The sequence below is a fragment of the Dietzia sp. KRD202 genome (assembly GCF_017168155.1).
In the GTDB taxonomy this organism is placed as follows: domain Bacteria; phylum Actinomycetota; class Actinomycetes; order Mycobacteriales; family Mycobacteriaceae; genus Dietzia; species Dietzia kunjamensis.
In genome coordinates, this window is record NZ_JABFAN010000007.1 from 31,429 (window position 1) to 47,311 (window position 15,883).

The window sequence follows — 15,883 nt, forward strand, 5'->3', positions numbered from 1 at the left end:
CGTGTCGGTGCGGTCACCACGGTGACGGTCCGTCGGTGGTGAGGAAGTCCGGGTGCGCCTCGCAGTACTCCCGGGTCCCGGTGTACGGGTCGGTGAGGTCGACGTGGCGCTGGTGGCCGCGTGAGTCGACGACGACGACGAGGTCCCATCCGGCGGAGTGGATGCTGTCTCCGAGTTCCGCGAGGAAGCGTCCCCTGGCCCAGGCCCGCGTCCGGGCGGGCGGGGTCGTGACGGCGGCCTCGACCTCGTCTGGGGTGGTCAGTCGGCGCATCGCGCCCTTCGCCACTAGACGGGTGTAGAGGCCGCGTTCCGGATCGATGTCGTGGTACTGGAAGTCGATGAGCGCGAGCCGCGCGTGGTCCCAGTCCAGCGCGTCGCGGGCGCGGAATCCCTCTAGCAGACGCAGCTTGGCGGGCCAGTCCAGGCGGTCGGCGCACGACATGGGATTCTGCTCGAGGGCCTCGAGGATCTCCCGCCATTCGGCGAGGACCTCGGTGGCCCAGTCCGGTCGGCCGGGTCCGTCGCCGACGAGGTCGGCGACCCGGTCCAGGATCTCGCGTTGGAGACCGATCCCGGTCAGTGCGCGGCCGTCGGGCAGCGGCACCGTGGCGGTCAGCGACGTGTCGTGACTGATGACGTGCACCGCCTCCACGGGGTCGACGGGCAGGAGATCGGAGAAGTCGACGCCCTCCTCGATGGCGTCCAGGACCAGGCACGTGGTGCCGATCTTGAGGTACGTCGCCAGTTCGGACATGTTCGCGTCGCCGATGATCACGTGCAGTCGGCGCCACGTCTCGTCGGACGCGTGCGGCTCGTCGCGGGTGTTGATGATCCCGCGACGCAGGGTCGTCTCGAGCCCGGTGAGCACCTCGATGTAGTCGGCGCGCTGGGAGAGCTGGAAGCCGGCCGTCTCGCCGGACTGCCCGATCCCCACGCGTCCGGCGCCGCAGAACACCTGCCGGGACAGCAGGTGCGGTGCCAGGCTCAGGGTCAGGGCGTCGAAGTCGACGTCGCGGCGGACGAGGTAGTTTTCGTGCGCGCCGTACGAGGCGCCCTTACCGTCGACGTTGTTCTTGTACAGCTTGAGTTCGGCGTTGCCCTCGGTCGCCGAGGACTCGACCCCGGCGCGGTGCATGACGAGCTCGCCGGCCTTGTCCCAGATCACCGCGTCGCGCGGGGAGTCGACCTCCGGCGCGGAGTACTCGGGGTGCGCGTGGTCGACGTAGAAGCGCGCGCCGTTGGTCAGCACCCGGTTGGTCACCCCGAACTCGCCGGGGTCGTAGGCGCGCACGGCTCCCAGGTCGAAACCGCGGGCGTCGCGCAGGGGCGATTCCGACTCGTAGTCCCAGCGGGTCTCGTCGGCGCCGCCGGCGGACTCCCCGGGGTCGGTGTAGGCCTTGATCACCTGGGTGGAGGTGACCACCGAGCTGAGCAGGGGCTGCCCGACCGCGACGATGCCGAACTCGATCTCGGTGCCGATGATCCGGCCTCGCCCGACCTCACCCGACGCGTTCCGAACGGGAGGGGTCACTGGTCCACGCCCTTGTTGGGGATGGAGACGTCGACGACGCGCTCACCGCGGACACCGGTCAGCCGCGCCCATTCCTGCGGGTTGGAGGTGTTGGGCAGGTCCGCGCTCTCGGCGAACTCGGCGTCGACAGCGTCGAGGAAGTCGTCTGTGGTCAGGCCCTGCCCGGTGCCGTGGACGATGTCCTTGATCGCCAGCTTCTTGGCCCGGTCCACGATGTTGCGCAGCATCGCCCCGGAGGTGAGGTCGGCCAGGTACAGGGAGGATCGGCGGCCCGAGGCGTACACCAGGTGCACGTACGTGGTGGACGCGTCGCGCGTGTAGAGCCTGTCGACGATCCGGTCGATGAGGTCCGCCACGTGCGTCTGCTCGTCCGCGTCCCCGACCTCCTCCGGGTCGAAGCGCAGGTCGGGGGTGATGTATTTCGCCAGGATATCGGTCGCGGCGTCGCGGTCGGGCCGGTCGATGCGGATCTTCAGGTCGAGCCGGCCGGGGCGCAGGATGGCCGGGTCGATCATGTCCTCGCGGTTGGAGGCGCCGATCACGATGACGTTGCGCAGGTCCTCCACGCCGTCGATCTCCGCGAGTAGCTGGGGCACGATCGTGGTCTCCATGTCCGAGGAGACACCGGAACCGCGGGTGCGGAAGATCGAGTCCATCTCGTCGAAGAACACGATGACCGGGTTGCCCTCGGTCGCCTTCTCACGCGCCCGCTCGAAGATGGAGCGGATGTGCCGCTCGGTCTCGCCGACGTACTTGTTGAGCAGTTCCGGGCCCTTGATGGACAGGAAGTACGAGTTGGGATAGCGACCGTCGGAGACGTCGTCGCCCCGGGAGACCGCCGACGCGCGGGCCAATGAGTGCGCGACGGCCTTGGCGATGAGGGTCTTGCCGCAGCCGGGGGGCCCGTAGAGCAGGACGCCCTTGGGTGGGGCCAGGTGGAACTCGCGGTAGAGGTCGTGGTGGATGAAGGGCAGCTCGATGGCGTCGCGGATCTGCTCGATCTGCGGTCCGAGTCCACCGATGTCGGAGTACTCCACCATCGGGATCTCCTCGAGCAGGAGCTCGTCGACCTCGGCCTTGGGCACGACCTCATACGCCACGCCCGCCTTGGGGTCGACCAGCACCGCGTCGCCCGGACGGACCGGGGCGGGGTGCTCGGCGGTCCGACCGCCCCGCAGCGCGGCGGCCAGCACGACGATGTGCTCCTCGTCGTTGCCCATCACGACGCGGGCGCGGACGCCGTCGGCGAGTACGTCACGGAACATGGCGGTGACGCCCGTGACGGGCAGCTCTCCGGAGACCTCGAGCACGGTCAAGGCCTCGTTGAGACGCACCGTCGTACCGGCGGTGAGTTCGGCAGGGTCCACCCCCGGGGCGATCGCGAGGCGCATCCGCCTACCCGCGGCCATGACCTCCACGGTGTCCGGGCCGGAGGGTCGGGCCAGGACCACGCCGTAGGTGCTGGGCGGGGTGCCGAGTCGTTCGACCTCACTCTTGAGCGCCTCGAGCTGGTCGCGCGAGTCCTTGAGCAGGTCCGCGAGCCGGACGTTGCGGGCGCCGAGGGCGTCGATCTTGATCGTCTTCTCGCGGTCCGAACGGGCCCCCTCGTCCACGGCCTTGCGCAGCCGTGCGAGCTCGGCCCGGTCGATGGCGACCCGGTCCTGCCCGTCGCCGGCCGGGGATCGTCCCTCGGTCACGCGATCACCTGCCCTCCTGGTCGTCGACGAGTCACCTCGTCGTCGTCCCCTCCACCCTATCGGCGGACGCGGGCGCAGGTCCCTGCGAGTCCGCCGGTCAGCCCTTTCCGCTGCGCCGCTTGGGCTTGAGGGTGGTCACGCCCTCGGCGAGCCGGCGGGCGGTCACGAGGAACGCCGTGTGGCCCTGCATGCGGTGCTCCGGACGCACGGCCAGGCCGACCACGTGCCAGCCGCGGTTGATCGACTCCCACGCCCGGGGCTCGGTCCAGCACTGCTGACGCCGCAGGGCCTCCACGACGTCCGACAGCTGGGTCGTGGTGGCCACGTAGGCGACCAGCACCCCGCCGGGCACCAACACGTCGCTCACCGTGGGCAGGCACTCCCAGGGCGCGAGCATGTCCAGCACCACGCGGTCGACCTGGCCCCCCAGCGCCTCCACGGAGGTCTCGGCCAGGTCCGCGACGCGCAGGTCCCAGTTCTCGGGGTGCTCGCCGTAGAACGTACGGACGTTGCGCTCGGCGTGCTCGGCGTGGTCCTCACGGATCTCGTAGGAGAACACCCGCCCCTCGGGGCCCACGGCCCGGAGCAGCGAGCAGGTCAGCGCGCCGGAACCGGCACCGGCCTCCAGGACGCGGGCGCCGGGGAACACGTCACCCTCGTGCACGATCTGCGCGGCGTCCTTGGGGTAGATCACCTGGGCGCCGCGCGGCATGGACAGCACGTAGTCGGTGAGGAGCGGCCGGAGCGCGAGGTAGTGGGAGTCCTTGGTCGAGGTGACGATCGACCCCTCCGGCGCACCGATCAGGTCGTCATGGCGGACGGCCCCGTGGTGGGTGAAGAACTCGGCGCCCTCGACGAGGACGACCGTGTACTTGCGCCCCTTGGTGTCGGTGAGTTGGACGCGGTCGCCCACGACGAACGGACCGGATCGCTGCACGGGACCTCCAGGGGGACATACGGGCCGGTTGTCCGACCGGTTGTCTACCCTGCCAGGTGTGACGGATCCCCTGGAAATCGGCGGCATCCCGGCAGCGGTCGACGTACCCCTGCCGGAACGCAAACCCCTCGCCCTGTCCGCCTCGCGCGCGGCGGACTTCCGGCAGTGCCCGCTGCTGTACCGCCTGCGCACCATCGACCGGATCCCGGAGCCCAAGACACGCGCCCAGGTGACGGGCACCGTCGTCCACTCGGTGCTCGAGGAGCTCTACGGCCTCGAGCAGTCCGATCGGGCGCCGCAGCGCGCCGCGGACCTCGTCCCCGCCGCCGTCGAGAACTTCTACGCGGCGGAGGACGGCGCCGACGTGGTACCTGTGGCCGAACGCCCCGGGTTCGAGGCCGAGGTCGCGGGCCTGGTCTCGGCCCTCTACGGCGTCGAGGACCCGCAGCGCTTCTCCCCCGCCTCGTGCGAGCAGTACCTGCTCACGGCCACTCAGTCGGGGACCCCGCTCCACGGCTACCTCGACCGGGTCGACGTGGCGCCGACCGGCGAGGTCAGGGTCGTCGACTACAAGACCGGCAAACCCCCGAACCCGCGGTACCAGCACCAGGCGATGTTCCAGATGCGCTTCTACGCCCTGATGTACCACCGCGTCCACGGGGTGCTCCCCGCGCAGCTCAAACTCATCTACCTCAAGAACGGCAGCTGGCTCACCCTCACCCCGGATCATGCATCCCTCGGTGAGACCGAGGCGTCCCTCGACTCGCTCTGGTCGGAGATCGAGCGGGCCGGGGAGAGCGGGGACTTCCGCCCCCGTACGTCCCGCCTGTGCGACTGGTGCAATCATCAGGCCCTGTGTCCGGCGTACGGCGGTACCCCGCCGGAGTACCCGGGGTGGCCCGGGACGCGGGTGGTACCAGCCGGGACGGACACTCTGCTGTCAGGTCAGGGAGAACCGAGGAGAACGTGATGACGGAGGCCTACTTCGAGCCGCTGGGTACCGACGACGGCTGGGAGGTCTTCCGAGCAACGCCGCACACCGTGAGCGCCTGGGGCCCCGACCTGCAGCACGGGGCCCCGCCTTCTGCCATCCTCACCCGGGCCATGGATCGGCTGGACCCGTCCGAGGAGACGCGGATCGCGCGGGTGGCGGTCGACCTGCTGGGTCCGGTCCCGCTGGGCGAGTTGCGGACGCGGGCGCGCGTGACCCGACCGGGCCGGCGGATCCAGCTGGTCGAGTCCGAGCTCGAGGCGCGGGGACGGATCGTCGCCCGGGCGAGCGCGTGGCGGATGCTCGTCAGCGACACCGCGGAGGTCGAGCAGACGCTGGATCAGCCCCGCGAGTTGCCGGGAGCTGATCACAACAGTGACTTCTTCAACCGCTGGACCAGCGGCTACATCGACTCGCTCGAGATCCGGGGTGCCGAGGACGGCACCGTGTGGGCGCGGCCCACCCTGCCGCTGGTGGCAGGTGAGGAGACGACCCCCGCCGAGCACGTGATGTGCGTGGCGGACATCGCCAACGGTGTCGGAGCGGTCCTCGAGCCCCACGAGTGGCGATTCCTCAACACCGACGTGGTCACGCACCTGCACCGCCGGCCCGTCGGGCAGTGGATCGGGGTGACAGCGCGGGCCTCGATCGGTCCCGACGGGGTGGGCGCGACCACCGGAACGCTCTTCGACGAGGTCGGCGCGATCGGCCACACCCTGCAGGCGTTGCTGGTCGAGCGGGTCTGATCGGGCGCGGTCCCAGCCCGAGGATCCGCTACTCCGACTGCGGATCCGCTACCCCTGTTCGGGTAGCGGATTCGAAGGGAGGGTAGCGGATCTTCTGGTTGTCAGCCCATCCGGCAGGAGCGGATGTCGGTCGCGATGACCGACTTCGCGCCGGACGCGGCGAGCTCGTCCATGATCGAATTGACCCGCTTGCGCGGCACCATCGACCGGACGGCGATCCACGCCGGGTCCGCCATCGGCGAGACCGTGGGCGACTCGATGCCCGGCGTGATCGCCGAGACCTCGTCGAGCAGATCCTTGGGGCAGTTGTAGTCGAGCATCATGTACTGCTGGGCGAACACCACGCCCTGCAGGCGCGCCCTGAGCTGTGCCATCGCCGCGGACACCTCGGCGTCCGCCCGGGAGATCAGCACGCCCGAGGAGTCGCACAGGATGTCGCCGAACGCCTCCAGGCCGTGGACCTTGAGCGTCCGTCCGGACCCCACGACGTCGGCGATGCAGTCGGCCACTCCCAGTTGGATCGAGATCTCCACGGCGCCGTCGAGGCGGATGACCTCTGCCTCGACCCCCCGCTGCTGGAGGTCCCGACGCACGATATTGGGGTACGAGGTCGCGATCCGCGCGCCGGCGAGCCGGTCGGTGGACCATCCCGCCCCGGCGGGACCGGCGTAGCGGAAGGTGGAGTGGCCGAAGCCCAGATCGAGGAGCTCATCGACCTCGGCCATGGAATCCGCGGCCAGATCCCGGCCGGTGATGCCCATCTCGAGGCGGCCGGAGCCCACATAGACGGCGATGTCCTTGGGACGGAGGAAGAAGAACTCGACGTCGTTGTCCGGGTCGATCAGCGTGAGGTCTTTGCTCCCCTCGTGCCGACGACGGTACCCCGCCTCGGCGAGCATCTCGGAGGCGGACTCGGACAGGGCGCCCTTGTTGGGCAGTGCGACGCGCAGCATGACGGGGGCTCCGGGATCTGTGAGCGTGAGGGTGGACGCGGGGCGGGGTCTAGAGATGTCGGTAGACGTCCTCGAGGCCGAGTCCGCGCCTGAGCATCATGACCTGGGTCCAGTACAGGAGCTGCGAGATCTCCTCCGCCAGTTCCTCGTCGGACTGGTACTCGGCGGCGATCCACACCTCTCCGGCTTCTTCGACGACCTTCTTGCCCAGATGATGCACACCCTTGTCGAACGCGGCGACGGTGCCGGACCCCTCGGGGCGCGCGGTAATGCGCTCGGACAGCTCGGTGAACAGCGAGTCGAAGGTCTTCACACGCTCGATTGTCCCATAGCCGCACCCACGGGTGTGCCGGAGGTGAGCCCGTGGAGCGCCGCGGTGTCGATGCCCTCCAGGGTGTCGTGGGTGTGGGCCCCGACGACGCCGGGCTGGCCGTCGGTCGACGGGATGTACAGCACCCGGCATCCGGCGGCGACCGCCGCGGTCGCGCCGGTGACGGAATCCTCCACCGCCACCGCCGAGCCGGGCTCCACCCCGAGCCGGGCACACGCGAGGAGATACGGGTCCGGGGCGGGCTTGGCCTCGGTGACCATGCACCCGGTGACCACCACGTCGAAGCGGGAGCGGTCGATGAACTCGAGGGGCACCACCGCGACATCGGCGGTGGTGTTGGTGACCAACGCGACCGGAGTCCTCGTCGACGCGATATCGGCGAGGAGATCCTCGGCGCCCGGCCGCCACCTCATATCAGTTCGCATCAACTCGGTGACCCGGGAGTTCAAGCGGTGGGCGAGGCGGTCGAACTCCTCGCCCACGATCCGGCGACCCGTGTACTCGCCGAGGATCTCGAAGAACCCGTGGAGGGAGTTGCCCAGCGTCCTCTCGCGCGTCGTCTCGTCGAGGGGGCGCCCCAGGTGCTCGGCGAGCTCGTACACGGCGATGTCCCACAGTCGCTCGGTGTCGACGAGGGTGCCGTCCATGTCGAGACAGACGGCGGACGGAACACGGTCGGAGGAATTGCTGGTCACGGACTACTGTCTACCCGAGTCAGGTGAACCGGGGGTGACCCGAGGCGCCGATGGCGACGGGATCGCATCGAAGTCGCTGAGCTTCCGTGGCGCCATCACGACGCGCGCCGAGTTGAGGATCGCCAGCACATCGATGACCTCCTGCGCGATCGCCCCCGCGAGAGGGCTCAGCAACCCGAAGACGGCGAGGAGCATCCCGATCACGGAGGCGGCCATCCCGCCCACCGCTGACTGCAGGGCGATCCGACGCATACGCGCTCCGATATGGAGCAGGTCGTCGAGGCGCTCCAGTGAGGAATCCAGCACCACGGCGTCGGCGGCCTCGGACGTCACGTCGGAGGTGGCACCGAACGCGACTCCTGCGGTCGCGGCCGTCATCGCCGGGGCGTCGTTGATGCCGTCCCCGAGGAACAGCGTCGGCCCCGCGGCAGTGCGTTCGCGGACGATCGCGAGTTTGCCCTCGGGGCCGACCCCGCCGTGCACCTCACTGATGCCCACCCGGTCCGCCAACCGGCGGACCTCGGTCTCGCGGTCACCCGAGATGATCATCATGTGCTTGACGCCGTGCGAGCGCGGCAGATGTGCGATGAAGTCGCCTGCGGTCGCCCGCGGTTCGTCCCGGAACCGGAGGGTGGCGGCGTACCGGTCGTCCAGGAGGACGATCGATTCCAGACCGGCCTCCGTCCCCGGGAGGAGGTCGACGGCGTCGGGGTCGACCGCGGCGAGTCCACGACGGTTGGTCAGGCGAAGGCTGTGGCCGCCCACCTCACCGACCAGTCCGGCGCCGGGTTTCTCGGCGACCGAGCTGAGTGGTGGTATGGCGAGACCTCGTTCGGTGGCGGCGTCGACGACAGCTCGGGCAAGAGGATGACGGGAGTAGACCTCGACCGCTGCTGCGGTCGCCAGCACGCCATCCGGATCGGTGCCCGGTCGAGGAATGATCTCGGTCAGGACGGGGCGACCGTAGGTCAGTGTGCCCGTCTTGTCGAACATCATCGTCTCGATCCGGCTGACGTTCTCGAGCATTGCCGGGTTCCGGATGATGATCCCACGCTTGGCGGACAGCGAGATGGCGCCGATGATGGCGACCGGTACGCCGATGAGCAGTGGACACGGGGTCGCGACGACCACCACGGCGAGGAAGCGGGTCGGGTCGCCCGAGATGACCCAGCCGAGGACGCCGAGGGCAAGTGCGACCAGCGTGTACCAGGCGCCGAGACGGTCGGCCAGGCGACGCATCGGGGGCCGGTGTTCCTCCGCCTCCCGCAGGACGCCGACGATCTGCGCGTACCGGGAGTCTGCCGCCCGGCGTTCGGCCCGGACGGTCAACGCCACCTCGCCGTTGACGGCCCCGGAGAGCACCTGGGAGCCGGGTGACTTCGGCACGACGTACGGTTCGCCGGTCAGGAACGACTCGTCCATGGCGCCGTCGCCACCCACGACCTCGCCGTCGACGGGGCACAGTTCATGAGGCAGGACGAGGAGGAGGTCATCCACGCGGACCTCCTCGGCGCGGATGTCGTCCACGCCCGCGGCCGTAGAGTCCCCGCGGAGTCGATGCGCGATCGTGGGACTGCGCCGCGCGAGGGCGTCGAGGGTGGCCGATGCCCTCCGCGACGCCGCGGCCTCGAGCGCCTCGCCGCCGGACAGCATGAGGACGACGATCGCGGCGACCAGCCACTCGTCGAGAGCGACCGCCGTGATGATCGAGATGGCGGCGAGCATGTCCGCCCCACCCGCGCTCCTCACCGCCGAGCGCAGTACCTCGAGGATGAGTGGGACCCCGCCGACCACGACCACCGCGACCAGGGGCGCCCGGATCGACCACTCGACCGTCGTGGAGACGCCGGGACCGGTGACCGCGCGCGACACGAGGTGGATCGCGATGGCCAGGACGGTGGCCATCGCGAGTACCCCCTGGCGAGAGCCGACGAAGGTGCGGAGTGGCCCGTCCGCCCGGCCCCGCGTCGATGCCGACGCGGGGCTGGTGGATTCACCGCCAGATCGGTGCCCGATGGTGTGCATGACTTCATCATCCGCCGTCGGGTATGTCCTCTACCAGCAAGGACAGGCTGTCCTGCGTGCCCCCTCAGACGTTGAAGTACTTCGCCTCCGGGTGGTACAGCACGAACGCGTCGGTCGACTGCTCGGGATGCAACTGCAGTTCCTCGGAGAGTTCGACGCCGATGCGCTCGGGCTCGAGCAGATCGACGACCACCTTGCGGGACTCCAGGTCGGGGCAGGCGCCGTAGCCGAAGCTGTACCGGGCACCCCGGTACTTGAGGTTGAAGTACTCCTCGATGCTGTCCGGGTCCTCGTCGGAGACCGTGCCCTCGGGCAGGCGGAGTTCGTCGCGGACCCGCCGGTGCCAGAACTCGGCGAGGGCCTCGGTGAGCTGCACGGACAGGCCGTGCACCTCGAGGTAGTCCCGGTAGTTGTCCGCGGCGAACAGCTCGTTGGCGAAGTCCGCGATGGGCGTGCCCATGGTGACCAGCTGGAACGGCAGGACGTCCACCACTCCCTCGGCCTCGCAGCGCTCCTTGGAGGCCAGGAAGTCGGGGATGGCCAGGAAGCGCGGTCGCTGCTGGCGCGGGAACGCGATCTTGTGGAGCACCTCGGCGTCCGGGCGCGGTTCGGCGAGCACCCAGATCTCCTCGCCCACCGAGTAGGCCGGGAAGTAGCCGTACACGACGGCCGAGTGGGACAGGATGTTCTCGGTGGTCAGCCGGTCGATCCACGAACGCAGGCGGGGCCTGCCCTCGGTGGCCACGAGCTCCTCGTAGTCCGGCCCGTCGCCGCTGCGGGTGCCCCGCAGGCCCCACTGGCCGAAGAACAGGGCACGCTCGTCCAGGTGACCGGCGTAGTCCGCAACCGGGATCCCCTTGGCGATCCGGGTCCCCCAGAACGGAGGGGTCGCGATCGGCTGGTCGGCCGCGACGTCCGACCGCTCGGGGACCACGACGGGCTCGGCCTCGGCCGCTCGTTTGGCGGCGATCCGCTCACTGCGAGCGCGGCGCTCGCGGCGTTCTTCTGCCTTGGCTGCGGACTCCGACGACTGGGACATCGGGACCCCGGTCCGTTTGGACGTCATCACCTCGTCCATGAGCCGCAGGCCCTCGAACGCGTCCCGCGCGTAGAACACCTCACCCTGGTACATCCCGGCGAGATCGACCTCGACGTAGGACCGGGTCAGCGCGGCACCGCCGAGCAGGACCGGGAACTCCCCGGCGATCCCCTCCGAATTGAGCTCGGCGAGGTTGTCCTTCATCACGACGGTGGACTTCACCAGCAGGCCGGACATGCCGATCACGTCGGCCTTGTGCTCGCGGGCCGCGGAGATGATCTCCGAGATCGGCTGCTTGATGCCGATGTTGACCACGTCGTAACCGTTGTTGGACAGAATGATGTCCACGAGGTTCTTGCCGATGTCGTGCACATCGCCCTTGACCGTGGCCAGGACGATGCGGCCCTTGCCGTCCTCGTCGCTGGCCTCCATGTGGGGCTCGAGGTGGGCGACCGCGGCCTTCATGGTCTCCGCCGACTGCAGGACGAACGGCAGCTGCATCTGGCCGGACCCGAAGAGCTCACCCACGGTCTTCATCCCGCCGAGCAGGTGGGTGTTGATGATCTCCAGAGGGGGGATCTCCGCCATCGCGGCGTCGAGGTCCGCCTCGAGTCCCTTGCGCTCGCCGTCGACGATCCTGGCCGACAGCCGCTCCATGAGCGGCATCGCGGCGAGCTCGGCCGCGCGCGCGTCCTTGGCGCCGGCCGCGGACACGCCCTCGAACAGCTCCATGAACACCTGGAGGGGGTCATATCCCTCACCGCGACGGTCGTAGACCAGGTCGAGGGCGACCTCCCGCTGCCGCTCGTCGATCTTGCTCATGGGCAGGATCTTGGAACTGTGCGCGATCGCGGTGTCCAGACCCGCCTGGATGCACTCGTGCAGGAACACCGAGTTGAGCACCTGGCGGGCGGCCGGGTTGAGGCCGAACGAGATGTTCGACAAGCCGAGCGTGGTGTGGATCTTCGGGTGTGACCCGGTGAGCCGGCGGATGGCCTCGATTGTCTCGATGCCGTCGCGGCGGACCTCCTCCTGGCCGGTCGAGATGGGGAAGGTCAGACAGTCGATGATGATGTCCTCCTCCGCCACCCCCCAGTTACCGGTGAGGTCGGAGATGAGCCGCTCGGCGATCTCGACCTTGCGATCCGCGGTCCGGGCCTGGCCCTCCTCGTCGATGGTCAGCCCGACCACAGCCGCGCCGTGGCGGGAGACCAGCTGCATGATCCGCTGGAAACGGGACTCCGGCCCGTCGCCGTCCTCGTAGTTGACCGAGTTGACCGCGCAGCGGCCACCCAGCTTCTCCAGACCGGCCTCGATGACACCGGGCTCGGTCGAGTCGAGCATGATCGGCAGCGTCGAGGAGGTCGCGAGCCGGCCGGCCAACTCCTTCATGTCGTCGGAGCCGTCCCGGCCGACGTAGTCCACGCAGAGGTCGACCATCTGCGCACCGTCGCGCATCTGCTCCTTGGCGATGTCCATGCAGGTGTCCCAGTCGCCGGCGAGCATGGCCTCGCGGAACCGCTTGGAACCGTTGGCGTTGGTGCGCTCACCGATCATGAGGATCCCGGCGTCGGCGCGCAGGGGGGTCGAGCTGTACAGCGAGGCGACCGCGTTGACGGGCTCCACCCGACGCTCGGCCTTCTCGCGGCCCAGGACCTCGTCGCGCAGGCGGGTGATGTGCTCGGGGGTGGTGCCGCAGCACCCGCCCACCATCGACAGGCCGAACTCGGAGACGAAATCGGCCACCTGCGGCGCGAACGCGTCGGCGCCCAGGGGGTAGACGGCGCCGTGCTCACCGAGCTCCGGCAGTCCCGCGTTGGGCATGACCGACACGGGGATCCCGGCGTGCCGGGACAGGAACCGCAAATGCTCGATCATCTCGGCCGGACCCGTGGCGCAGTTGAGGCCGATCATGTCGATGCCCAGCGGCTCCAACGCGGTCAGGGCCGCGCCGATGTCCGAGCCGAGCAGCATGGTGCCCGTGGTCTCGATGGTGACGTGGGAGATGATCGGCAGCCGCCTGTCGGCGGCGGCCATCCCGTCCTGGCACCCGAGCACCGCGGCCTTGACCTGGAGCAGGTCCTGGCTCGTCTCGATGAGGTAGGCGTCCGCGCCACCGCGTGCCAGCCCCTCGGCGGCCTGGGCGTAGGCGTCCCGCATTTCCTCGAAGGTGGTCTGCCCCAGGGAGGGCAACTTGGTGCCCGGCCCGAGGGAACCCAGCACCATCCGGGGGGTCCCGTCCTGGGACGGACCCATCTCGTCGGCGACCTTGCGGGCGATCGCCGCGCCCTTCTCCGCGAGCTCACCGATCCGGTCGACGATGTCGTAGTCGCCCAGGTTGGACAGGTTGCAGCCGAAGGTGTTGGTCTCCACCAGATCGGCGCCAGCGGTGAAGAACGCCCGGTGGATGTCCTCCACGACGTCCGGACGCGTGGCGTTGAGGATCTCGTTGCAGCCCTCCAGGCCCAGGAAGTCCGCGTCCACATCAAGGTCGACGGCCTGCAACATCGTGCCCATCGCCCCGTCACCGATCAGTACTCGCCGACGGGCGGCATCCAATAAGGGCGAATCGAAATCGACAGACATGGCCCCAGTGTATGGGTGGGGAACAACCGGACGAACGTAGGCTGTACTAATGACTGTCCAATGGAGTCCCGACGGGCATCTCGATCTGGAGAGCCCGGTGATGATCGTGGCCTTCGAGGGCTGGAACGACGCCGCGGACGTGGCGACCGGCACCATCGAACACCTCGCCCTGAACTGGGAGGCCCGCCAGATCGCCGAGGTCGGCGGTGACGAGTTCTTCGACTACCTGGACCAGCGGCCCGTCGTCCGGATCTCGGGTGGGGTGTCCCGCTCGGTCGAGTGGCCCCGGGTGGTGGTGTCGGCGTGTCGACCGGACGGGTTCGCCGCGGACGTGTTGTTGGTGCGGGGGCCCGAGCCGGCCCTGAAGTGGCGCCGGTTCGCCTCGGAGTTCGTCGACCTGGTCGACACCCTCGGGGTGTCCCAGGTGATCCTGCTGGGGGCCTACCTCGCCGACGTGCCGCACACCCGTCCGGTCCCGCTCACCGGCGCGGCGTTCAGCCGGCAGCGGATGGCGACGATGGGCGTCGAACCGTCGGACTACGAGGGGCCCACCGGGATGTCCGGGGTGCTCCAACAACTCCTCACGGAGGCGGGGGTGCCCACGCTGAGCGTGTTCGCGGGGGTCCCCCACTACGTGGCCTCGCCGCCGAACCCCCGCGGTACCGAGGCGATGCTGTCCTGGATCGCGGAGAACCTGGGCATGGCGGTGCCGATGGACGCGCTGCGCGTGCAGGCGCGGACGTGGGCCGACCGTGTCGACGCCGCCGCGGGCGAGGATGAGGACCTCCGCGACTACATCCAGTCCCTCGAGGACCGGATGGACGAGGACTCCGGGGTGACCCCGGGGGTCGACCCGGAGCCCGACCGCGGCCGCGCGTCGGGTGGGGAGGCCATGCCGCTGGTCGACGGCGATGCGATCGCGGCCGAGTTCGAGCGCTTCCTACGGGGCGAGCGGGACGAGCCCGACGCCGGGTGACCCGCGGCCGGCCGGGTCGCGGCACGCGCGTCCCGCAGGCAGGCGTGTGCCGCCGGCCAGGCGGCCCCGCCGGTCAGCAGGTCAGCCGGCCCGGCCGGTCAGGCGGCGGTCGACGGGATGCCGAGAAGAGCGTCCAGGGCGGTCGCGACCGCGACACCGGCGCCCGGGTCCGCCTCGTCACCGCCCAGCGTCGCCTCCGCCCACGCGTCGATCACGGCCAACGCGCCGGGCGTGTCCAGGTCGTCCGCGAGGCGCTCGCGCAGAGCCGTGATCGCGGCCGCCGAGTCCGCACCGGCGCCGCGGGCGACGGCCCGGTTCCACGTGTCGTACCGGAGACGGGCGGCCTCGAGGAGCTCCCCGGACCAGGACCGGTCCACGCGGTAGTGCCCGGCGAACAGGCCGAGCCTGATGAGCGCCGGGTCGACGCCCTCCTCCCGCAGCGCCTGCACGCGCACCAGGTTGCCGAGCGACTTGCTCATCTTCACGCCGTCGAGCCCGATCATCGCGGCGTGGACGTAGAAACGGGCGAAGGGCGCCTCCCCCGTGGCCGCCTCGGCGTGGGCGGCGGAGAACTCGTGGTGGGGGAAGGCCAGGTCGCTGCCGCCACCCTGGATGTCGAACTCCATCCCCAGGCGGTTGCGGGCGATCGCGGAGCACTCGATGTGCCACCCGGGTCGGCCCGCCCCCCAGGGGGAGGGCCAGGACGGTTCGCCGGGACGATTGACACGCCACAGCAGCGCATCCAGCGGGTGTTCCTTGCCGGTTCGGTCAGGGTCGCCACCGCGCTCGGCGAAGGCGACGGCCATCTCGTCGTCGTCGTAGCCCGACTCGTACCCGAACTCCTCGGTCGCGCGGTGGCGGTAGTAGACGTCGGAGTAGCCGTCGACGGCGGGGTCGATGCAGTAGGCGTGACCACGCTCGAGGAGCTCGGCCACCATCTCCACGACCTCGTCGATGGTCTCGGTGGCCGCGACGTAGTCACGCGGCGGGAGGACCCGGAGCGCCTCCATGTCCCCGCGGAACCGATCGGTCTCGCGGTCCCCCAGCTCCTGCCAGTCGACGCCGTCTCGCTCTGCCCGCTCGAACAGCGGGTCGTCGACATCGGTGGTGTTCTGGACGTAGTGAACCTCGTGCCCGGCGTCGAGCAGCTGACGGTAGACGAGGTCGAACGTGAGATAGGTGGCCGCGTGACCGAGATGGGTGGTGTCGTACGGGGTGATCCCGCAGACGTACATGCGTGCGACGGGCCCCGGCGCCACCTCGCGGGCCTCCCCGCCGGCCGTGTCGAACAACCTCAGGGGGGCGCCGTCGCCGGGGACCGAGGGGACGACAGGCGTGGACCACGAGTGCATGCGGCCGAGTCTAGAGACCACGCG

12 protein-coding genes are annotated in these 15,883 nt (G+C 69.9%); 3 read left to right on the forward strand and 9 right to left on the reverse strand.

Annotation, left to right across the window (positions count from 1 at the left end; translation table 11 throughout):
* Positions 1–13 precede the first annotated feature (13 nt).
* From dop to J1M64_RS05055, 3 genes are all read right to left on the reverse strand, one after another.
* A complete protein-coding gene (gene dop, locus J1M64_RS05045) occupies positions 14–1,531 on the reverse strand; it encodes a depupylase/deamidase Dop (RefSeq protein WP_163375763.1) in 1,518 nt (505 codons plus the stop codon).
* Complete coding sequence (gene arc / locus J1M64_RS05050) at positions 1,528–3,228, reverse strand: proteasome ATPase (RefSeq protein WP_163375764.1); 1,701 nt, start codon at positions 3,226–3,228, stop codon at positions 1,528–1,530. The genes dop and arc overlap by 4 nt, the downstream gene beginning before the upstream one ends.
* Before the next feature lie 97 nt (positions 3,229–3,325).
* Positions 3,326–4,165: a tRNA (adenine-N1)-methyltransferase gene (locus J1M64_RS05055; RefSeq protein ID WP_069390069.1), complete on the reverse strand. Its 840-nt coding sequence runs from the start codon at positions 4,163–4,165 to the stop codon at positions 3,326–3,328.
* 58 nt (positions 4,166–4,223) lie between these two features.
* Between J1M64_RS05055 and J1M64_RS05060 the strand changes: the two genes are divergently transcribed.
* Together J1M64_RS05060 and J1M64_RS05065 are read left to right on the forward strand one after the other, a co-directional pair.
* The gene (locus tag J1M64_RS05060; protein WP_163375765.1) at positions 4,224–5,135 is read left to right on the forward strand and encodes a RecB family exonuclease; all 912 of its coding nucleotides are present in this window, start codon (positions 4,224–4,226) and stop codon (positions 5,133–5,135) included.
* On the forward strand, positions 5,135–5,902 hold the full coding sequence (locus J1M64_RS05065; protein ID WP_163375766.1) for a thioesterase family protein: 768 nt from the start codon (positions 5,135–5,137) through the stop codon (positions 5,900–5,902). Before J1M64_RS05060 ends, J1M64_RS05065 begins: the two co-directional genes overlap by 1 nt.
* A 101-nt stretch (positions 5,903–6,003) precedes the next feature.
* On the opposite strand, the gene hisG is transcribed toward J1M64_RS05065, so the two are convergent.
* From hisG to metH, 5 genes are all read right to left on the reverse strand, one after another.
* Positions 6,004–6,855 carry an ATP phosphoribosyltransferase gene (hisG, locus tag J1M64_RS05070; RefSeq protein WP_067714440.1) on the reverse strand — a complete coding sequence of 284 codons (852 nt, stop codon included), beginning with the start codon at positions 6,853–6,855 and terminating at the stop codon, positions 6,004–6,006.
* A gap of 49 nt (positions 6,856–6,904) precedes the next feature.
* A complete protein-coding gene (locus tag J1M64_RS05075) occupies positions 6,905–7,168 on the reverse strand; it encodes a phosphoribosyl-ATP diphosphatase (protein ID WP_067714437.1) in 264 nt (87 codons plus the stop codon).
* Positions 7,165–7,881 (reverse strand): HAD family phosphatase, encoded by a 717-nt coding sequence (locus tag J1M64_RS05080; protein ID WP_069390066.1) that lies wholly within the window; start codon positions 7,879–7,881, stop codon positions 7,165–7,167. The genes J1M64_RS05075 and J1M64_RS05080 overlap by 4 nt, the downstream gene beginning before the upstream one ends.
* A 3-nt stretch (positions 7,882–7,884) precedes the next feature.
* Positions 7,885–9,786, reverse strand: a complete 1,902-nt coding sequence (locus tag J1M64_RS05085) for a heavy metal translocating P-type ATPase (RefSeq protein WP_240341285.1) — start codon at positions 9,784–9,786, stop codon at positions 7,885–7,887.
* A gap of 184 nt (positions 9,787–9,970) precedes the next feature.
* On the reverse strand, positions 9,971–13,531 hold the full coding sequence (gene metH / locus J1M64_RS05090) for a methionine synthase (protein WP_069390065.1): 3,561 nt from the start codon (positions 13,529–13,531) through the stop codon (positions 9,971–9,973).
* Between the two features lie 49 nt (positions 13,532–13,580).
* On the opposite strand from metH, the gene J1M64_RS05095 reads away from it, so the two are divergent.
* The gene (locus J1M64_RS05095; protein ID WP_067714429.1) at positions 13,581–14,507 is read left to right on the forward strand and encodes a PAC2 family protein; all 927 of its coding nucleotides are present in this window, start codon (positions 13,581–13,583) and stop codon (positions 14,505–14,507) included.
* A 98-nt stretch (positions 14,508–14,605) separates the two neighbouring features.
* On the opposite strand, the gene mshC is transcribed toward J1M64_RS05095, so the two are convergent.
* On the reverse strand, positions 14,606–15,859 hold the full coding sequence (gene mshC, locus J1M64_RS05100) for a cysteine--1-D-myo-inosityl 2-amino-2-deoxy-alpha-D-glucopyranoside ligase (protein WP_067714426.1): 1,254 nt from the start codon (positions 15,857–15,859) through the stop codon (positions 14,606–14,608).
* Between the last annotated feature and the right edge of the window lie 24 nt (positions 15,860–15,883).

Excerpts from the sequence above, each read along its gene's own strand:
- J1M64_RS05065 (WP_163375766.1), top strand. The coding sequence starts at position 5,135 with ATGACGGAGGCCTACTTCGAGCCGCTGGGTACCGACGACGGCTGGGAG.
- hisG (WP_067714440.1), bottom strand. The coding sequence starts at position 6,855 with ATGCTGCGCGTCGCACTGCCCAACAAGGGCGCCCTGTCCGAGTCCGCC.
- J1M64_RS05085 (WP_240341285.1), bottom strand. The coding sequence starts at position 9,786 with ATGGCCACCGTCCTGGCCATCGCGATCCACCTCGTGTCGCGCGCGGTC.
- metH (WP_069390065.1), bottom strand. The coding sequence starts at position 13,531 with ATGTCTGTCGATTTCGATTCGCCCTTATTGGATGCCGCCCGTCGGCGA.
- J1M64_RS05095 (WP_067714429.1), top strand. The coding sequence starts at position 13,581 with ATGACTGTCCAATGGAGTCCCGACGGGCATCTCGATCTGGAGAGCCCG.
- mshC (WP_067714426.1), bottom strand. The coding sequence starts at position 15,859 with ATGCACTCGTGGTCCACGCCTGTCGTCCCCTCGGTCCCCGGCGACGGC.